Origin of the sequence: Fodinisporobacter ferrooxydans (genome assembly GCF_022818495.1) — a bacterium.
Lineage (GTDB): Bacteria > Bacillota > Bacilli > Tumebacillales > MYW30-H2 > Fodinisporobacter > Fodinisporobacter ferrooxydans.
In genome coordinates this window covers 4653115-4669617 of record NZ_CP089291.1, presented here as the reverse complement: position 1 = coordinate 4669617, position 16503 = coordinate 4653115, and the positions used below count along the sequence as shown (strand labels likewise).

Sequence of the window (16503 nt, the reverse complement as noted above, 5' to 3'; positions counted from 1 at the left end):
GATTCCTACATCATTGATCGGACATCCCCCATGGTTCAGCAGGTTGGCTCATCGTGTTGATTTCAGCGTCTTGTTTGCCCGGAAGCAGTAATTGGATCATTTTGGGATACTCTTTGTTCGCTCGCACATAATCACTTGGGCGGCCGATATCCAGCCAAAAATCATTATTTGAGAAATGCAATATTTTTTTCTGATCGTCAAGCAAACAACGAATCAATTCAGGAATATTGAAAAACGTTTGCTCCGGAATATAATCTAGTACAATCGGACTCATAACATAAATTCCCATGTTGATATACGCGTCAACCTTTGGTTTTTCGATAATATCGATTACAATGTCTCCTTCTGTTTCAAGTACTCCATAATCCAATATGTTGCTTTTTTTCTGTGCGGCAATCGTTAAAAGACCGTGTTTGTTGCAATGAAAATTCCATAGTTTTTTAAAATCTAATGTTGTCAGCACGTCACAATTCATGACCAAAAATGGTTCTGTTACGTTTTGTAATCCTTTTAGCGGGCCTGCTGTTCCCAATGGTTTATTTTCCAAGATATAATCAATGTCTACTCCCCATTTTTTTCCATCTATAAAATAGGATTGAATCAATGGCGCCAAATAACCGCATGCCATTGTAATCCTGTCAAACCCATAGCTTCGAAGTTGTTTTACGATGATTTCTAAAATCGGCTGACTTCCAATCGGCAAGAGCCCTTTTGGCAGCGCGTTTGTATAGGGAGCCAATCTCGTTCCTTTCCCACCGGTTATGATCACGGCATTCAAATGGTAAACCTCCTATCGGATCTCTCTTTCCTCTAGCCATTCCACTTGCTAAATTTTTTTGATTCATTTTCTAAAATATGTAACAAGCTCTTTGGATTTTATGGATACCAGTGGATTTTACTAGAATTTGTGCGAAAGACATAGAGGCAATACAATTTTGTAATTGGAAAAGAGATATCAGTATTTTGGTATGTTTGAACATACAATTTCTTTTTAATAGGCAAGTATAAAAACACTTTGCGTATCACGGCAGTATGTTACAGTATACGTTTTGGGGAGGTCGCAACAATGAAAGTTGTTATTCCGGTGGGATCGCTGGAAACCGGCGGAGGATGTAAAATACTCGTTGAAATTGCGAATGCCTTGCATGCGAGAGGGCATGAAACAGAAATCATTCTTCCCTACTGGTCTCCAGTCAATTACAACGTGCAATGCAAGCTGACAAAGGTGCCTGTTCCTAAAGTAAGCAAAGAATATATACCTGACGGGGATGTCATATTGCCTAATTTTTATACGACATTCGCTCCCGCATATGAGGCTTGGCCCGAAAAATGCGTCCGGCTCTGTCAAGGATTTGAGCCGCTATGGGTGCAGGATGCAGATTATGCAGTATGGACGTATACACGCGATGTACCGGTTGTCTCTGTATCCCATTGGCTTGATGAGCAATTATACAACTATACACATAAACGAAGTGCGGCAATCGTGAATTTAGGACTGGATCCCGATCTATACAACCCTGGATCAAAACAGGAGAAAAGAAACGATGAAAATAAAAAGAAAGTGATTCTTTATATTGCCCGGGATCCGAAATTGGGTTATCGGTTGAAATGATACGAAGATTTTGTAAAAAGCATGCAAATTTTCAGGAAAATATATCCAGAAGATTTTATCGTTCATATGATCTGCACGGAGACAATACTCCCGCTTCCGGGAATTCCACATCGAACGTTCCAGCCGAAAACAGATCAGGAAATGGTGGATCTTTATCGTTCTGCCGATGTGTTTGTTTCTACGTCCTGGATGGAAGGGTTCGGTTTGCCGCCTCTGGAAGCCATGGTTTGCGGAACACCTGTAGTAACGACAAATTCCGGCGGCATTTTGGATTTTTGTGAACATGGACATAGTGCGTATATTGTGCCGCCGAAAAATCCGGAATCAATCGCAGAAGGAATTATGCAAGTTTTAACAGACCAAGCGTTAGCCCAAAAACTTGTGCGCGGCGGGTTGCATTCTGCCAGCAGGCTTACACAGCAAAATTTTGAAACAAATATTGTGCAAGCAATCGAAGATATTTATCATGCCAGAATCTCAAAATAGAAAACGAGAAAAAAATAAGGCAATACAACGCATGCTATACTTCATCTCATGCTTTTTCGCGATTTTTGACGAAAGGCGTGAGATTTTTTCTGCATTTTTAACCTGTATTTTTAATTTAGTATAAATAACTATTTGTACAAAATATAGGAAATCGCCTTTCCTGATTACAAGACTCCAGAATACATTGATGACTAATGATAGAAAAAATTGGCTTTTTGCCGTAAATATAGGGAGGTCTATCAGATGAAAGTCATGACGATTCTGGGAACGCGCCCTGAAATCATTCGCTTGAGTCTAATTATTCGGAAATTGGATTGTCTGAGTTCCCGGCACATTCTTGTGCATACAGGGCAAAATTATGATCGATATCTGAATGATGTATTTTTTGAGCAAATGGATGTTCGCAAACCTGATTATAGCATTCAAAACGTTGGCCACACGCTTGGCCAACAAATCGGCCAAATGTTCGTTGAAGTGGAGAAACTGCTGGTAAAGGAAAAGCCGGAGCGGATTCTTGTCCTTGGTGATACCAATAGTGCCTTATGCGCCGTATTGGGTGAGAGAATGGGAATTCCAGTCTATCATATGGAAGCAGGGAACCGCTGTTATGATTCTTCTGTACCAGAGGAGATCAATCGAAAGATGATTGATTCCATCTCTTCGTTTAATTTGCCATACACACCGGGAAGCAAGGAAAATTTGTTGCGCGAAGGTATTCCGCCTTACCGAATCTGGGTGTCTGGAAATCCTATTTACGAAGTATTGCAGCATTATCAATCGCCAATGGATCAAAGCGATATTCTCCAGAAAATGAAATTGGAACGGGGAAAGTATATCCTGGTAACCGCTCACCGTGCAGAAAATGTAGACAATGAGTCAAGGCTTCGAACCATTGTCGACGGGCTGCATGCAATCGCCGCTGAACAGCAAATGCCGCTGATTTGCAGCGTTCATCCGCGCACGCAAGCACGCTTGGAGCAATACGGTATAACGATTCGTAATCCTCTCATCATATTGAGCAAACCCTTTGGTTTTTTCGATTTTATTCATCTGCAAAAATACGCTCGTTGTGTTGTAACAGATAGCGGAACAGTACAAGAAGAGAGCTGTTTGCTGGGAATTCCGGCTGTAACCATACGAAAAAGCACGGAAAGACCGGAGACGGTGATATGTGGCAGCAATATTGTTTCCGGGCTTGACGCACGGCGGATGGCAGAGTGTGTAAAATTAATGATTCATGCGGGACATTCATGGACTTGTCCGGATGGGTATCGAGACCCGAATGTATCGACAAAGGTTGTCAATATGATATTGGGAGGAGTCAGTCATGTTTAAAAATTCCACGATTCTGATCACTGGCGGTACCGGTTCTTGGGGGCAAGAGCTTACTCGCCAATTGCTTCGATATAAACCAAAAGAAATTCGCATTTTCTCCCGCAACGAATTCTCTCAAGTGACTATGAAGAGAACATTTCAGGAAGATGGGATTTTGAAGTTTACTATTGGCGATATACGAGATTTTCATGCCGTTCAAGAAGCGTGCCGAAATGTCGATTACGTCTTCCATCTGGCTGCTTTAAAACATGTTCCAATCTGTGAATGGCAACCGCAAGAAGCGATTAAGACAAATATTGCAGGTACGGAAAATATCATTCGGGCCAGCATTCAGCAAGGGGTAAAGAAGGTGATCGATGTTTCGACAGACAAAGCTGCCGACCCGATCAATTTTTACGGAATGACCAAAGCAATCGGGGAAAAATTGGTGATTCGGGCAAACGATTGGAATACTTTCACCCGTTTTGTGTGCATTCGAGGCGGAAATGTACTAGGGACAAATGGCAGTGTCGTCCCTTTTTTCAAGAAACAAATTTTGGAGGGGCAAGATGTCACGATAACTTCCAGGGAAATGACGCGGTTTTTCCTGACGATTGCAGAGGCGATTGACCTTCTATTGCATGCGGCACAAGCGGCAATGGGCGGAGAAACATTTGTTATGAAGATGAATTCCTGCCGGATTCTGGATTTGGCCAATATATTGATCGGCCAATTTGCTGCAAAATCTGTCCAAATCAGAGAGATTGGCATTCGGCCAGGCGAAAAGCTGCATGAAGTCCTTGTGACCAGGTATGAAACCCCGAACACGTATCAATTTAACGAGAAATATTTTGTGATCTTGCCCTCCCATTCAGCCCCTGAGCTTTTTGCCAAGTATAAGGATTTGAAGAAAGTTTCATTTGAAACGTATGAATCCAACACCAACCTGATGTCTGGCAGCGAAATCGAAAAACTATTGAGACGGGGCGGTGTGTTACATTGAGAATCCTTGTTTTTGGCGGAGGAGGAATGGCAGGACACGTCATTCGTCAATATTTGGCGCAACAAACCGAATATGAGGTGTGGAGTACGATTCGCGGGCAATCAACCGAACATCATTTGGTAGCATTGGATGTAACGGATGAAGTAAGTGTGATCAGTGTGCTAAAGATGCTGCGCCCCGTTGTGGTGATTAATGCAGTTGGCCTGCTGAATCAATACGCCGAACAAAACCGGACGAAGGCTATTTATGTGAATGGCTTGTTTCCGCATATACTTGCACAGTATGGAAAACATCTCGGATATCGGCTCATTCACATAAGCACAGATTGTGTTTTTTCAGGAAACCGGGGGAATTATACCGAACAGGACATTGCTGATGGTACGACAGTGTATGCAAAGACAAAATGGCTTGGGGAAATTGACGATCAACAGAATCTTACCATTCGGACATCGATTATTGGTCCTGAGTTAAAATTAGGCGGAATCGGGCTTTTTCACTGGTTTATGCAGCAGACGGGAGAGATTCGGGGCTATCGGCAAGTGTTTTGGAATGGAGTCACAACTTTAGAATTGGCCAAGGCGATTGAGTGGGCACTCAATCACCCGATTGCCGGACTGGCGCATCTTGCGGCACCGGAAAAACTGTCGAAATATGCTTTGTTGAATCATTTAAAAGATGTTTTTGCGATAGATGATGTGTTCATACATCCGTTTGACGGCATCCAATCCGATAAAAGTTTGGTAAACACGCGGCAGGATTTTTCCTATCAGGTTTCTCCGTATACCGAAATGCTGGCTGATTTAAAAGTTTGGATGAAATTGCAAAGAAGCGGCAGCTATCCTTACAAATATGTTTGATGAGAGCCATATATACTGCATAAAAAACATCCCGTTTCGCTATCAAAATTGGAACGGGATCGTTGTTTTTAATCTTAAGAGGTGTTTCATCTGAATTTCATCATAAAATGAGACTGTAAAAATTGGAAAATGACTTTGGGACAGTCCTATGTACTTTGACATAGCCGCAGTAATTTTGTAGTTTGATATAGAAGGCTGTTTACATATCAGAAAAGGGGAAATTTCATGAAAACCATACGATGTACAGATTGTTATGAGGAAAATCGGAGCACACAAGAGCGTTGTTCCAGATGCGGGCGTTTATTGGAAGGGGCCGGACCGCAAAAAATACAGGAACGACAATTTGAAATTCAACATGCAGACGCACCCAATGTAATGAGTGAACGCAATCAACGGAAACAGCCGCAGAAACAAAATACTGCTTGGTAGCAAAGGGAATCAACCGAAACGGGAATCGATGGAATATACGTAAACCGCTTAAGGATGGTTGATACATCAAAATGCTGCTGAAATGGCTTCGCGAATCCATGCGGTCGCGCAGCCACCTCTTGCAGCTTTTTGTATTTTCAAAGACTTTTTATATTTTCATGAACGTTTTGTTTTTTCATGAATGGGCAACTGCTGTTTTCCATACATGATTATATCAGTATTTTGTCATTATTTTGTTTCAATCTTGACAGATTTCATATACACAGGCACTTTTGGGGCGCTTACTTTCCCTGTGGGACTTGGCCCAACAGGAACGCTGGCGATTTTTTGAACAACATCCATGCCTTGAATGACTTTTCCGAAAATGGTGTAATTCGGTGTTTGATTCAAGCCTTCGCTATCAGGACCTGTACAGATGAAAAACTGACTGCCATTCGTGTTGGGGCCTGCATTTGCCATTGCTACAATACCGGGCTGATATCGTTCTTTTGGCGGCAGTTCATCCTTAAACGTATAGCCGGGTCCGCCAGTTCCATCCCCTTTTGGGTCGCCTGTCTGAATCATAAAACTTTTGATAATCCGATGAAATTTAATGTTGTCATAGAAGTGTTGGTTTGCCAGGAACACAAAATTATTCACGGTAACAGGAGCTTCTTTTGGCAACAACTCAATTGTAAAAGAACCCAGATTTGTTTGAATCACAGCGTCGTACGTCTTGTTTACATCAATCGTCATCGCGGGCGGTTTGCTCCAGGATTTTTGCTGCTGATCGGTTGCAGTTTTTTGGCCTGTGGTCGCGTTGGGATTTTTCGCAGCATTTGACGAATTGGAATCCGTCTTCGCAGTATTTCCGGCAGGTGTTTGTCCGGAAGGTGTGGTCGAAGCACCGCAGCCGGTGATAAAGGAAATGCCCAAAAGTCCCGCCACTAGCAATGAAGATGCGACTCGAATGTAAGGTTTCATAAATTTCGTGCCTCCATAAGCATTTTCAAAGGAATTGTAATTTTATGCGCCTGGTTTGCGCGTTTCAAAGGCAACGGCAATTGTCTGCAAAGTGTCTGGCTGATACACCCATTTCGTTTCACATTTTACCATAGATTGTCCATTTTAAAAAATAATACAAATTTATACTTTACTTAACAAAGTTGTTTCTGTAAAGTAACTATCAGTAGAAACGATTATCGTACGTAAATAAATGGATGTGATACAGAATGAATCGATGGTTATATAGCGCGCTTGTCGTTACAACAACAGCTCTCATGGGGTCATCGTTTGCAGTCGGGAAGATTGGGCTTGCATATGTATCTCCCTTTCTGCTTGTCGGCATACGATTTACGTTGGCTGGACTCATCATGGCGATCGCTGTGCGGGGGAAGGGCAGACCGTCTCAATTGACGGATTGGTTTCGGATTGCTGTCATTGGGATCTTTCAAACGGCTGGCGTCATGGGCTGTATCTTTCTCAGCCTGCGAACGATTCCGGCAGGAGAATCATCGATTTTGACATTTATAAATCCGCTTTTGGTCGTCGTACTTGCTACGATCTTCAGAGGGGCCAGATACCGATGGGTGCAGTGGGGTGGTGTCATCCTGGGGTTTGCAGGTGTCTTTATAACTCTTGGGTTTCATATCCATATGCACATCGGAACGATTCTTGGCCTGACAGGTGCATTATCTTGGGCGATTGCCACATTGCTCATCAAGAAATGGAGCGGAACATTCAATGTTTGGGTATTAACGGCATACCAAATGCTGATCGGCGGAGTTGTTTTGCTTATTGCCGGGTTGGCATTTGAAACTCCGAAGCTCATTCTCAACGGCACATCTGTATCCATTATTGTCTGGTTAGCCATCATGGCATCCATCGTCCAGTTTGCTATCTGGTTTTATCTTTTGCAACATGGCGATCCTGGAAAGACCAGCGCTTTTTTATTCTTGGCGCCTTTTTTCGGGGTTTTGTCGGGATGGGCCATTCTCGGCGAGAAACTTGCCTGGTCTGTGCTGTTTGGCGGCATATTCATTTTTGTCGGCATTTTTTTGGTCAATTGGCCGGAGCCGCAGAGAAGGAAGACGGGACAGACCGGGTGAAGGAAAAACCATGAAAAACGTATACACCAAATCATGAGCGTCGTTTGCTCGGCATCTTCTTCCTGAAAGTTGAGTTGCCGGCAAGCTCATGTTTCAAAAATGACCTGCCCTGTTTCCGCGATATCATACCCCCGTATGGCCTGCAGTTCATTTCGAAATTCTTCAGAACCTACCAATTGTTGAACGTTTGCAATCATAGCTTTTGTTTCCGGAGATTTTACAATTACCAAATCATAACGTTCTTTCATAAGTGGAATAAAATCAACCCCAACGATCTGAGCTATTTTTTCAATGCCGATGCCTGCATCACAAAATCCACCGGCTACTTTCCCTGCAACACTGACATGATTGGTTTCTTCGTGAAAATATCCCCTGACCTCTTGTGGGGAAATGCCATGCAAGCGCAATTGTTCGTCCAAAAACACGCGTGATCCTGAACCGCGTTCACGGTTGACAATTTGAATATCCGGACGTTTTAAATCCTCCCAAACCTGAATGTGTTTCGGATTTCCGATTGGAACGTAGAATCCGATCCAGCGGGCCAGCAGACGGATGACGATATACGGGAGACCGACAAGGATTTTGCGGATATATGGGAGATTATATTCACCGGTATCCCCATCGAACAGGTGAGTGCTGACAATATGAGCTTCACCTTTGTACATGGCAATCAAGCTGTCCAGACTTCCTGCATAGGAGCGCAACGGCCGATAGTGGCGGTTTGTTTTTTCCAAGTAGCGGGCGAATAGATCGAGACTCATATCCTGGCCTGTGATAACGATTTGTTGGGGAGAAAGGGTTTCCTGCCGGGGATTTGTTCCGGCAGAGGATTCAGATATATGCACGTATGGCACTTTACCGGTCTTTTTGGTTTTTTCTTTATACGAATCCAAGTCAACGGCATCGACTCGCATTTGTCTGCCAACCCGATACGCCGGCAATTCCCCTTTTTTGATCAAATCGTATACGGTAAGCTTCGACACTTTTAACAGTTTTGCAATTTCTTCAGTTGTATAGGAATGTTGGTCCGGCATCTCAATCCCCCATTGTCGATTCGCACAAATTCAAACGCTTTCTCCAAGCAGTTCTTAAGGCATAGTGTACCATATTGCCGCGCAAGATTTTATCCGATAGCTAAAACTTCAAAAAGATCAATATGGACATTCTTTGTTTATCTATTTATAATTAGTTATCATTTATTATAATTAGTTATAATAAACAGAGTCAAATAAGGGTAGGATCACATTCATTCAGTAGCACACGTACACAGAAAAGAAATACATAACGTACGAAAGATTGCCGCAAGGTATGAAAGAGCAATACAAGGAGAGTTGTTTCAACGATTTGCAATTGATTTTCAGCAGATACATGGAGGGGTTTTTATGGGAAAATTCAGGAGCTTATTGGCAGTTGCAGCAGTGTCATTGCTAGGCTTGCAAGCAGTGAGCGGTTGTGGACAGACAACTACACAAAAACAGCAAGTGTCACAAGATGCGAAAGGGAATCAAGGTGCATCCGGGCAAGCGGCGCAACCGCAACAAGAGCTGGTGGTATCGGCAGCCGCAAGCTTAAAAGATAGTTTGGATGCGATCAGCAAACAATATGAAAAGGAACACCCGAACACAAAGATTGATTTTAATTTTGGCGCTTCCGGCGATCTGGAACAGCAAATTGAACAAGGAGCTCCCGCCGATCTGTTTTTTTCAGCAGGAATAAAAGAAATGAATCAACTGGAAAAGAAACAATTGATCTCAGCCAATCAGGAAAAAGTCCTGCTCAGCAATCAGCTCGTCGTCATTACACCTGCAAAAAATGGAGCAGCCATTCATTCGATTGCTGACCTGGAGCGTCCGGATATACAAAAAGTGGCACTCGGCCAGCCGCAAACCGTGCCGGCAGGCAGCTATACAAAGGATGCATTGGTTCATGATCAGTTATGGCAACACCTGCAGTCGAAATTTGTATTTGGTAAAGACGTCCGGCAAGTGTTGTCATATGTGGAAACAGGCAATGTGGATGCGGGATTCGTTTATAAAACAGATGCGATGACATCCAAGCAAGTGCATATCGCGTTTGCGGTGGACCCGAAGAGTTATAAGCCAATTGCATATCCGGTCGGGATCGTTAAAAACAGCAAACAAAAAGAAGCGGCCAAGTCATTTTATGAATTTTTGCAAACGCCGGAAAATAAAAAGATTTTCGAAACATATGGATTTACCATGGAGAAATAGTATATGCAGACGATATTGACGCGGGATTTTCTTGCACCTGTTTTGCTGACATTAAGAGTTTCAATCACGGCAAGTGTGATCGTTTTTTTCCTTGGTTTTGCCGCCGCATGGTGGATGGTGCAAAAAAAATTTCCTGGCAAGGTATTCCTTGAAACCTTATTTATGCTGCCGATGGTGCTTGCACCAACGGTAGTCGGGTTTCTTTTGCTTGTCGTATTGGGGAAACGTGGTTGGATTGGCATATGGATCGAACGTTTGTTCAAGCAGACGATCCTCTTTACATGGTGGGCGGCTGTGATTGCGGCAGTTGTCGTTTCGTTTCCCATTGTCTATCAGACGATGAAAACAGGTCTTGCAGCAATCGACGATGAACTTGTGGCAGCCGCCCGTTCCATTGGCGCGAATGAATGGCAATTGTTCCGGTATGTGATTGTGCCTCTCTCGTTTCGCACCATGCTTACTGCGTATATCGTGGGTTTTGTTCGATCTTTGGGGGAATTTGGCGCCACTTTAATGATTGCAGGCAACATCCCAGGGAAAACACAGACGGTTTCAACTGCCATTTATTTGGCAATCGATACGGAAAACATGACGTTGGCCTGGTATTTGGTCGGCACAATGATCGTGTTCTCATTTCTCTTCTTGTTGATTGTCAACCGCAAAAGCAATGCAACCATTGGCTGATGTCATGCATGAAAAAATGCAATCACTTTTGCATCCGCTTTATTGATCGGTATCAAAAAAACTCAAGAAATAGGACCAGTCTGCAGCGTCCAATTGTTCTTGTCGAGTTAAAAAATCTTTCTTGCCTAATGTTTGCAGGAACGTGCCGCCGTATTTGTCCTCATAGAAATGAATGGAATCGAGAATGGATTGCAACAATAATGGTTCGTCTGTCGTTAAACTCTCCAGGATGTCTTGGCGTGCTTGATTTCCTTTGGTTTTCATAATCATCCCTGTCCTTTTTCATTCATTCATTTGTCATTCCAATCATCGGATCTGCAATCATGAAGCAAGCAGTGAGTCACAGTCGGTGCTTGATACAATTGTATTGTATGGGAAGAGAAGAAAAAATTGTATGGTTCAGGGAGACTATTTTTTCGAACGATTGAAGAAGGATCCTGAATCCGTGACGATCGTCACGGAGTGTCCCAAGGTTCTTTTCTTTATATGCCGATTAGCCGCCCTTGTCGGCAGGAACTTCCTTTCGTTAACAGAAATAGATAAGGGAAAATACAGAAACTCTATGATTCGGTGAAAAGGAGTTGGGAAACAATGAATGAATTGTTAACACTTTTAGACGGATGGAAAACGCAAATCATCGAAGATATTCAAACCATTGTCGAATTGGAGTCGCCTTCCGGAGATGTTGCAGCGCTTCAGACTGTAGCCGATTTTATCCGCATGCGCTGTGTCGAGGCGGGGGCAAGTGTGGATATTTTAAAAAATCCCAATCCGGATCTGGCGGATCATCTGTTGGCAACATGGAAAACGGATACGAAGAATGCAAGACCGCCGGGGGCTTGCAAACGGATCCTCTTGCTCGGGCATTTTGATACTGTTCATGCCAAGGGCACATTTCAAAAGCCATTCCGGACAGATGGAGATTATGCCTATGGCCCCGGCATTTTTGATATGAAAACGGGAATTGTCATGGCAATCTATGCATGGAAAGCCATTCAGGCATTGCAGCTTCCGATGCAGGCAGAGATCGTCGGGGTATTTACAACAGATGAAGAAACGGGCAGCGCAACGTCCAGAGGATACATCGAAGACATTGCCCGCACATGTGAAGCCGTACTTGTATTGGAACCGTCAGCAGGCGGTAAAGTGAAGACGTCCCGCAAAGGAGTCGGCAATTATCAAGTGTGTACATATGGGCAGGCGGCACATGCCGGTCTCGATCATCAAAACGGGAAAAATGCCATCGTTGAGCTGGCACACCACATGATTCACTTGCAGAATCTGACGGATTACGAAAAGGGAACGACGATAAGCGTCGGGATTGTAGAAGGCGGCACTCGTTCCAATGTGGTCCCTGATTTTGCAAAAGCGATCATTGATGTCCGGGCAGTGTCGATGGCGGAAGCGCAACGGATCGATGAGGAAGTCAGACAGATGACCCCTGTGATTCCAGGTGCAAAAATCGAAGTAAGCGGTGGAATCAATCGGCCGCCCCTGGAACGGACAGATGATGTGGCACGCTTATTTGAACTTGCGCGAACGGCAGGACAAGAATTAGGGATGCAAATCGAGGAAATCGGAGTTGGCGGAGGCAGTGACGGCAATTTTACGGCAGCCCTTGGGATTCCTACATTAGATGGGCTGGGAGCTGTCGGAGATGGTGCACATACGCTGCATGAACATATTCGACTGTCTGCGCTTCCGGAGCGAATCGCGTTGCTTGTGAAGCTTTTGCAGAAAATTTCGGAATAAACGTTTTATGGAACCCACACACCCCAACAAATCCCCTGGTGTGTAACAAAATGCGGCAGAAATGCATGTATTGATGTAGGTACCTTTCTGTGTACGCAAGGGACGGTCTGGCGACTGTCAGATATCCGAATCGATCCTCTTACTCGGCAATCCAAGGGAGTGAGGAATTGCATGCTTTATGTCGCATTGGGTGATTCCATTACATTTGGATACAATTGCACAAATGAGAAATACTATTATACAAACATTATTTTTGATTCATTAAAAAAATCGGAACCCTTCTTGCATCAGTATGTACTGGCAAAACCAGGCTGGCGGATTTCCCATTTGCAAAAGGCTGTTGATAAAGTTCCCGGTTGTTTGTGGGATGAAACCAAGTATGTCACCATTTTAATTGGAGGAAACGATCTGTTGCGAGCATTTCCCATGCTCCTGCATAATGAAAATCGGCTGACCGGTTATGCACAAAGCTTTCAAAAAGAATTGGACACACTCTTGCAGAAAATCAAACGTCCACGCATGAAAATCGTCTTGGGAACGTTGTACAATCCGTTTCCCAAATCCATTCTGGCGGAAACCTGCATACAAGCATTTAATGATGTTGTGTACCGGATGGGGAAACGACATCGTGTCAAAGTCGTGGATTTATATCGCTCCTTTCAGGTGAATGAAAAACGATTGATCGATGGATTTCGCCGAGGCGATTTAAAAGATTTTAAATTTTTTCGGGGGAACCCAATTCATCCGACGAATCTGGGACATGCAAAGATCGCAAGCATGTATCTGAAATCCATACACAAACAAACCGCTCCAAAGAAGCGCATGCCGAAACAAATACAACAAGCGGACAAATAGTATAAGGGCAACTAAGACTTTGCCGAAACGCTTGGCAAAGCCAAGTTTTCTTTGTATACTTTTGATTATAAAGCAACATTCTATTTTAATGTATTGGTGGGAATGATTCATCGGGCGAGGCTGTTTTGAGCCTGCCCGGAAGTGAAGCCTGCAATATTGGAAAGCGGAGGTATGCAAAATGGCAAAAAAGGTTCGTGTTTCGATTGAATTTTGTACGATGTGAAACTACTTGCCAAAAGCCGTCAGTTTGACGGATTCACTTGTAAAGTTTTATAAAGATCGAATTACTGAAATTGCCTTGATTCCATCTTCGGGGGGAGTTTTTGAAGTAACTGTCGGAGATCAACTGGTTTTCTCAAAGAAACAGACAGAACGCTTCCCGGAAGCCGGAGAAGTGGAAAAACAGTTGGAACAAATCGTTCCCAAAGAATAATTAGAAGGGCACTCCCTCTACTCCCTCTTATCAATGGCATCGTAAGAATTCCCGGTTTTTCGAACTGGGAATTTTTTTGTGTGCTGTCAAGTTCAATTTTAAAGCCTACCATTGCCGACGCAATGATTTCGGATAATGATTCTTGATGATTCGTCCATCCGACTTGCCAAACCCGATGGAGTGACCATCCACAGTTACAAGTGTCCACCCTTTGTCAGATGCAAGCGTTACACTTTCTCCCTTTAAATACGAAATAATTTCCGAACTTTCGGAAGAAAGATTTACGTGTTTGATTTGTTGGCGCTGTATAACCTGGTTGTGGATCGCCATTGCCAACCCATGTCCCGGTTCAAAGCGATTTGCTTTCATCTGTCCCAAGTAAACGCCCGGCCGTACAACTTTCAGTCCGGCGAGGGGGAGAAAAGGATCATGCTGCAAATACAAATGTTCCCCATAGTTGACCAGACATGCATCTTCATTGACGCAAGGATGTATCCAGTGGAAAGAGGCAGATTCTTCTAACAGATTCGCTTCTTTTGCAAATGTTTCTACAAATGTTTCCCATAATTTTTTTTGGCTTGCGGCAAGAGAAAGTTTTGCTTCCTGTTTCCGTGCTTTTTTGTTTTGGCGGCTGATAGGTGTATTTGTCCGCATAGGTTTATCTGCTTGCGTGTCGAGTTTTCGCAGCCGGGCGACAAAATGGCCCTCGCCTTTGAGCTTCTGTGGCCACAATCGGCCGCATTTTTCAATGGATGGAAACTTATGTTCCGTCCACTCGGTTCTTCCGCCGGAAATCCATGTTGCAATCGGAAGGATCTCAACTTCAAAATCCGGATATGTCGTAAGCAGCCATTCTATCATCTGTTCATTTTCATACGGATTAAATGTGCAAGTGGAATAGACAAGAACCCCATCTGGGCGCAGCATTTGAACGGCTGCTGCAAGGATCTCTTTTTGTCGTTCCGTGCACATGTTGACATTGGATAACGACCAATGTTCGATGGCTTCCGGGTCTTTGCGAAACATGCCTTCACCGGAGCAAGGCGCATCCACCAGAATATGAGTGAAAAATTCTGAAAAATTCCTGGCTAATTTTTGTGGCGTTTCATTTAATACGACTGCTTGTACTGCACCCCAGCGCTCCAGATTTTCAGAAAGAATGCGCGCGCGGGCAGGATGAATTTCATTTGCGACAAGGAGTCCGTGTTTTCCCAGAAAGCTTGCAATTTGTGTGGATTTTCCACCGGGAGCCGCACATAAATCCAAAACGACGGAAGAACCGGTGACGCCTAATGATTCAGCAACAGCCATGGCGCTTGGCTCTTGAATATAGTAGAGACCTGCATCATGATACGGGTGCCGTCCGGGGTGTTCACTTTCTTGATAATAATAACCGGCTGTGCACCAGGGAATTGGCTCCAATGAAAAGGGCAGCGCTTGTCCGGAAGCGATTTTTTGCGGATTTAGCCGCAATCCATATGTTCGATTTTCTGCGAACGTTCGTATAAATTCCTCAAATTCCGCTGGAAGCAAAAATTGTTGCATGAAAGACAAATATTCCTTTGGAAGCATGAAAAAGAAAGACCTCCCAATAAAAACAATCGATATTATGTACAACCATTGTAGATATTCATGCTTTTCATTTCAAGATGAGTTCGATACAATCAAACCAGTGAACTCATCTGGCGGCAGCGGAAATGTCAAAAGCCTGCCCCGCTGAGTTGAGCAAAATTTTTAAGTAAAATCTTGCGATGTTGCAACGATACGAAAGAATTTTAGCGATATGAAAGAATTTTAAGGACAGAAAAGAGGATACACATGGAAGTGCTTAAAATTTCCCCCAGGGGCTATTGTTATGGTGTGGTGGACGCAATGGTTTTGGCGCAGCAAGTGGCGGAAAATCAGTCATTGCCGCGACCGATTTATATATTGGGAATGATCGTACACAATCAACATGTGGTGCAAGCGTTTCAAGACTTGGATATTCATACGCTTGACGGCAAAGACCGGTTGGCATTGCTTGACAGAATCGACTCCGGCACAGTCGTATTTACCGCACATGGAGTATCGCCGCTGGTGCGTGCCAAGGCTTTGCAAAAAGGATTGACGGTGATTGATGCGACATGTCCGGATGTGACAAAAACACATGATCTGATCCGGGAAAAAGTGGCGGCCGGTTATGAAATTGTATACGTTGGGAAAAAAGGTCATCCGGAGCCGGAAGGTGCGGTCGGGATCGCTCCGGGTCATGTTCATCTCGTGGAGACGTTTTCCGATGTGGAGCAGTTGGGAATTGCGGCAGAAAAGATCGTGATTACAAATCAAACGACGATGAGCCAATGGGACACGGCTGAGTTGATGCAGGCGGTTTTGAAAAAATACCCGCAAGCGGAAGTGCATAACGAAATCTGTCTCGCTACACAAATTCGCCAGCAGGCGGTTGCCGAGCAAGCCAAACAAGCCGATCTTTGCATTGTCGTCGGCGACCCGCGCAGCAATAACTCCAATCGGCTGGCGCAAGTAGCTGAGGAAATAGCGGGAGTTCCCGCATATAGAATATCGGATGTCCACGAGATCGATCCACAGTGGCTGAAAGATGCCAAAACAGTTGCAGTGACTTCCGGCGCTTCCACGCCAACGCCTTTGACCAAGCAAGTGATCGATTATATCGAACAGTTCTCGATCGATCAACCGGAAACATGGGATACGACGCGGTTTCAAAAGCCTGAAAAAATACTTCCAGGCCTGAAAAAAGTTTAA

General features: G+C 44.0%; 18 protein-coding genes. 13 read left to right on the top strand and 5 right to left on the bottom strand.

Annotation, left to right across the window (positions count from 1 at the left end; genetic code table 11):
• Window positions 1-10: 10 nt before the first annotated feature.
• Entirely contained in the window at window positions 11-769 is a 759-nt protein-coding gene (locus tag LSG31_RS22400; protein WP_347439583.1) for a sugar phosphate nucleotidyltransferase, read from the bottom strand.
• 297 nt (window positions 770-1066) lie between these two features.
• Here LSG31_RS22400 and LSG31_RS22395 point away from each other — a divergent pair, with 297 nt between their 5' ends.
• The 6 genes from LSG31_RS22395 (at window position 1067) to LSG31_RS22370 (ending at window position 5701) form a co-directional block, all read left to right on the top strand.
• Window positions 1067-1612 (top strand): glycosyltransferase family protein, encoded by a 546-nt coding sequence (locus LSG31_RS22395; RefSeq protein WP_347437251.1) that lies wholly within the window; start codon window positions 1067-1069, stop codon window positions 1610-1612.
• 66 nt (window positions 1613-1678) lie between these two features.
• The gene (locus LSG31_RS22390) at window positions 1679-2098 is read left to right on the top strand and encodes a glycosyltransferase (RefSeq protein ID WP_347437250.1); all 420 of its coding nucleotides are present in this window, start codon (window positions 1679-1681) and stop codon (window positions 2096-2098) included.
• A 243-nt stretch (window positions 2099-2341) separates the two neighbouring features.
• Window positions 2342-3433 (top strand): non-hydrolyzing UDP-N-acetylglucosamine 2-epimerase, encoded by a 1092-nt coding sequence (gene wecB, locus LSG31_RS22385; RefSeq protein ID WP_347437249.1) that lies wholly within the window; start codon window positions 2342-2344, stop codon window positions 3431-3433.
• Window positions 3426-4415 (top strand): polysaccharide biosynthesis protein, encoded by a 990-nt coding sequence (locus tag LSG31_RS22380; RefSeq protein WP_347437248.1) that lies wholly within the window; start codon window positions 3426-3428, stop codon window positions 4413-4415. The genes wecB and LSG31_RS22380 overlap by 8 nt, the downstream gene beginning before the upstream one ends.
• Window positions 4412-5272, top strand: a complete 861-nt coding sequence (locus LSG31_RS22375; RefSeq protein WP_347437247.1) for a dTDP-4-dehydrorhamnose reductase family protein — start codon at window positions 4412-4414, stop codon at window positions 5270-5272. The genes LSG31_RS22380 and LSG31_RS22375 overlap by 4 nt, the downstream gene beginning before the upstream one ends.
• 225 nt (window positions 5273-5497) lie before the next feature.
• On the top strand, window positions 5498-5701 hold the full coding sequence (locus tag LSG31_RS22370) for a hypothetical protein (RefSeq protein ID WP_347437246.1): 204 nt from the start codon (window positions 5498-5500) through the stop codon (window positions 5699-5701).
• A gap of 228 nt (window positions 5702-5929) precedes the next feature.
• Here LSG31_RS22370 and LSG31_RS22365 read toward each other — a convergent pair whose 3' ends face one another.
• A complete protein-coding gene (locus LSG31_RS22365; RefSeq protein WP_347437245.1) occupies window positions 5930-6664 on the bottom strand; it encodes a peptidylprolyl isomerase in 735 nt (244 codons plus the stop codon).
• A gap of 248 nt (window positions 6665-6912) precedes the next feature.
• On the opposite strand from LSG31_RS22365, the gene LSG31_RS22360 reads away from it, so the two are divergent.
• A complete protein-coding gene (locus tag LSG31_RS22360; RefSeq protein WP_347437244.1) occupies window positions 6913-7788 on the top strand; it encodes a DMT family transporter in 876 nt (291 codons plus the stop codon).
• An 86-nt stretch (window positions 7789-7874) separates the two neighbouring features.
• On the opposite strand, the gene LSG31_RS22355 is transcribed toward LSG31_RS22360, so the two are convergent.
• Window positions 7875-8822, bottom strand: a complete 948-nt coding sequence (locus LSG31_RS22355; RefSeq protein WP_347437243.1) for a substrate-binding domain-containing protein — start codon at window positions 8820-8822, stop codon at window positions 7875-7877.
• A 348-nt stretch (window positions 8823-9170) separates the two neighbouring features.
• Here LSG31_RS22355 and modA point away from each other — a divergent pair, with 348 nt between their 5' ends.
• Window positions 9171-10019, top strand: a complete 849-nt coding sequence (gene modA, locus LSG31_RS22350) for a molybdate ABC transporter substrate-binding protein (protein WP_347437242.1) — start codon at window positions 9171-9173, stop codon at window positions 10017-10019.
• A 3-nt stretch (window positions 10020-10022) separates the two neighbouring features.
• Window positions 10023-10703 carry a molybdate ABC transporter permease subunit gene (modB, locus tag LSG31_RS22345; RefSeq protein WP_347437241.1) on the top strand — a complete coding sequence of 227 codons (681 nt, stop codon included), beginning with the start codon at window positions 10023-10025 and terminating at the stop codon, window positions 10701-10703.
• 39 nt (window positions 10704-10742) lie between these two features.
• On the opposite strand, the gene LSG31_RS22340 is transcribed toward modB, so the two are convergent.
• Entirely contained in the window at window positions 10743-10967 is a 225-nt protein-coding gene (locus tag LSG31_RS22340) for a hypothetical protein (protein ID WP_347437240.1), read from the bottom strand.
• 327 nt (window positions 10968-11294) lie between these two features.
• Here LSG31_RS22340 and LSG31_RS22335 point away from each other — a divergent pair, with 327 nt between their 5' ends.
• The 3 genes from LSG31_RS22335 (at window position 11295) to LSG31_RS22325 (ending at window position 13743) form a co-directional block, all read left to right on the top strand.
• Window positions 11295-12455 (top strand): M20 family metallopeptidase, encoded by a 1161-nt coding sequence (locus LSG31_RS22335; protein ID WP_347437239.1) that lies wholly within the window; start codon window positions 11295-11297, stop codon window positions 12453-12455.
• Between the two features lie 171 nt (window positions 12456-12626).
• Window positions 12627-13310, top strand: a complete 684-nt coding sequence (locus LSG31_RS22330) for an SGNH/GDSL hydrolase family protein (RefSeq protein ID WP_347437238.1) — start codon at window positions 12627-12629, stop codon at window positions 13308-13310.
• Window positions 13311-13539: 229 nt separating this feature from the next.
• Window positions 13540-13743 (top strand): SelT/SelW/SelH family protein, encoded by a 204-nt coding sequence (locus LSG31_RS22325; protein WP_488349829.1) that lies wholly within the window; start codon window positions 13540-13542, stop codon window positions 13741-13743.
• A gap of 105 nt (window positions 13744-13848) precedes the next feature.
• Here LSG31_RS22325 and LSG31_RS22320 read toward each other — a convergent pair whose 3' ends face one another.
• Entirely contained in the window at window positions 13849-15315 is a 1467-nt protein-coding gene (locus tag LSG31_RS22320) for an RsmB/NOP family class I SAM-dependent RNA methyltransferase (protein WP_347437236.1), read from the bottom strand.
• Between the two features lie 246 nt (window positions 15316-15561).
• Here LSG31_RS22320 and LSG31_RS22315 point away from each other — a divergent pair, with 246 nt between their 5' ends.
• Window positions 15562-16503 (top strand): 4-hydroxy-3-methylbut-2-enyl diphosphate reductase, encoded by a 942-nt coding sequence (locus LSG31_RS22315; protein WP_347437235.1) that lies wholly within the window; start codon window positions 15562-15564, stop codon window positions 16501-16503.

Coding starts and splice junctions, on each gene's coding strand:
- LSG31_RS22370 (WP_347437246.1), top strand. CDS start 5,498: ATGAAAACCATACGATGTACAGATTGTTATGAGGAAAATCGGAGCACA.
- modB (WP_347437241.1), top strand. CDS start 10,023: ATGCAGACGATATTGACGCGGGATTTTCTTGCACCTGTTTTGCTGACA.
- wecB (WP_347437249.1), top strand. CDS start 2,342: ATGAAAGTCATGACGATTCTGGGAACGCGCCCTGAAATCATTCGCTTG.
- LSG31_RS22395 (WP_347437251.1), top strand. CDS start 1,067: ATGAAAGTTGTTATTCCGGTGGGATCGCTGGAAACCGGCGGAGGATGT.
- LSG31_RS22365 (WP_347437245.1), bottom strand. CDS start 6,664: ATGAAACCTTACATTCGAGTCGCATCTTCATTGCTAGTGGCGGGACTT.
- LSG31_RS22335 (WP_347437239.1), top strand. CDS start 11,295: ATGAATGAATTGTTAACACTTTTAGACGGATGGAAAACGCAAATCATC.
- LSG31_RS22355 (WP_347437243.1), bottom strand. CDS start 8,822: ATGCCGGACCAACATTCCTATACAACTGAAGAAATTGCAAAACTGTTA.
- LSG31_RS22390 (WP_347437250.1), top strand. CDS start 1,679: ATGATCTGCACGGAGACAATACTCCCGCTTCCGGGAATTCCACATCGA.
- LSG31_RS22380 (WP_347437248.1), top strand. CDS start 3,426: ATGTTTAAAAATTCCACGATTCTGATCACTGGCGGTACCGGTTCTTGG.
- LSG31_RS22360 (WP_347437244.1), top strand. CDS start 6,913: ATGAATCGATGGTTATATAGCGCGCTTGTCGTTACAACAACAGCTCTC.
- LSG31_RS22340 (WP_347437240.1), bottom strand. CDS start 10,967: ATGAAAACCAAAGGAAATCAAGCACGCCAAGACATCCTGGAGAGTTTA.
- LSG31_RS22330 (WP_347437238.1), top strand. CDS start 12,627: ATGCTTTATGTCGCATTGGGTGATTCCATTACATTTGGATACAATTGC.
- LSG31_RS22315 (WP_347437235.1), top strand. CDS start 15,562: ATGGAAGTGCTTAAAATTTCCCCCAGGGGCTATTGTTATGGTGTGGTG.
- LSG31_RS22320 (WP_347437236.1), bottom strand. CDS start 15,315: ATGCTTCCAAAGGAATATTTGTCTTTCATGCAACAATTTTTGCTTCCA.
- modA (WP_347437242.1), top strand. CDS start 9,171: ATGGGAAAATTCAGGAGCTTATTGGCAGTTGCAGCAGTGTCATTGCTA.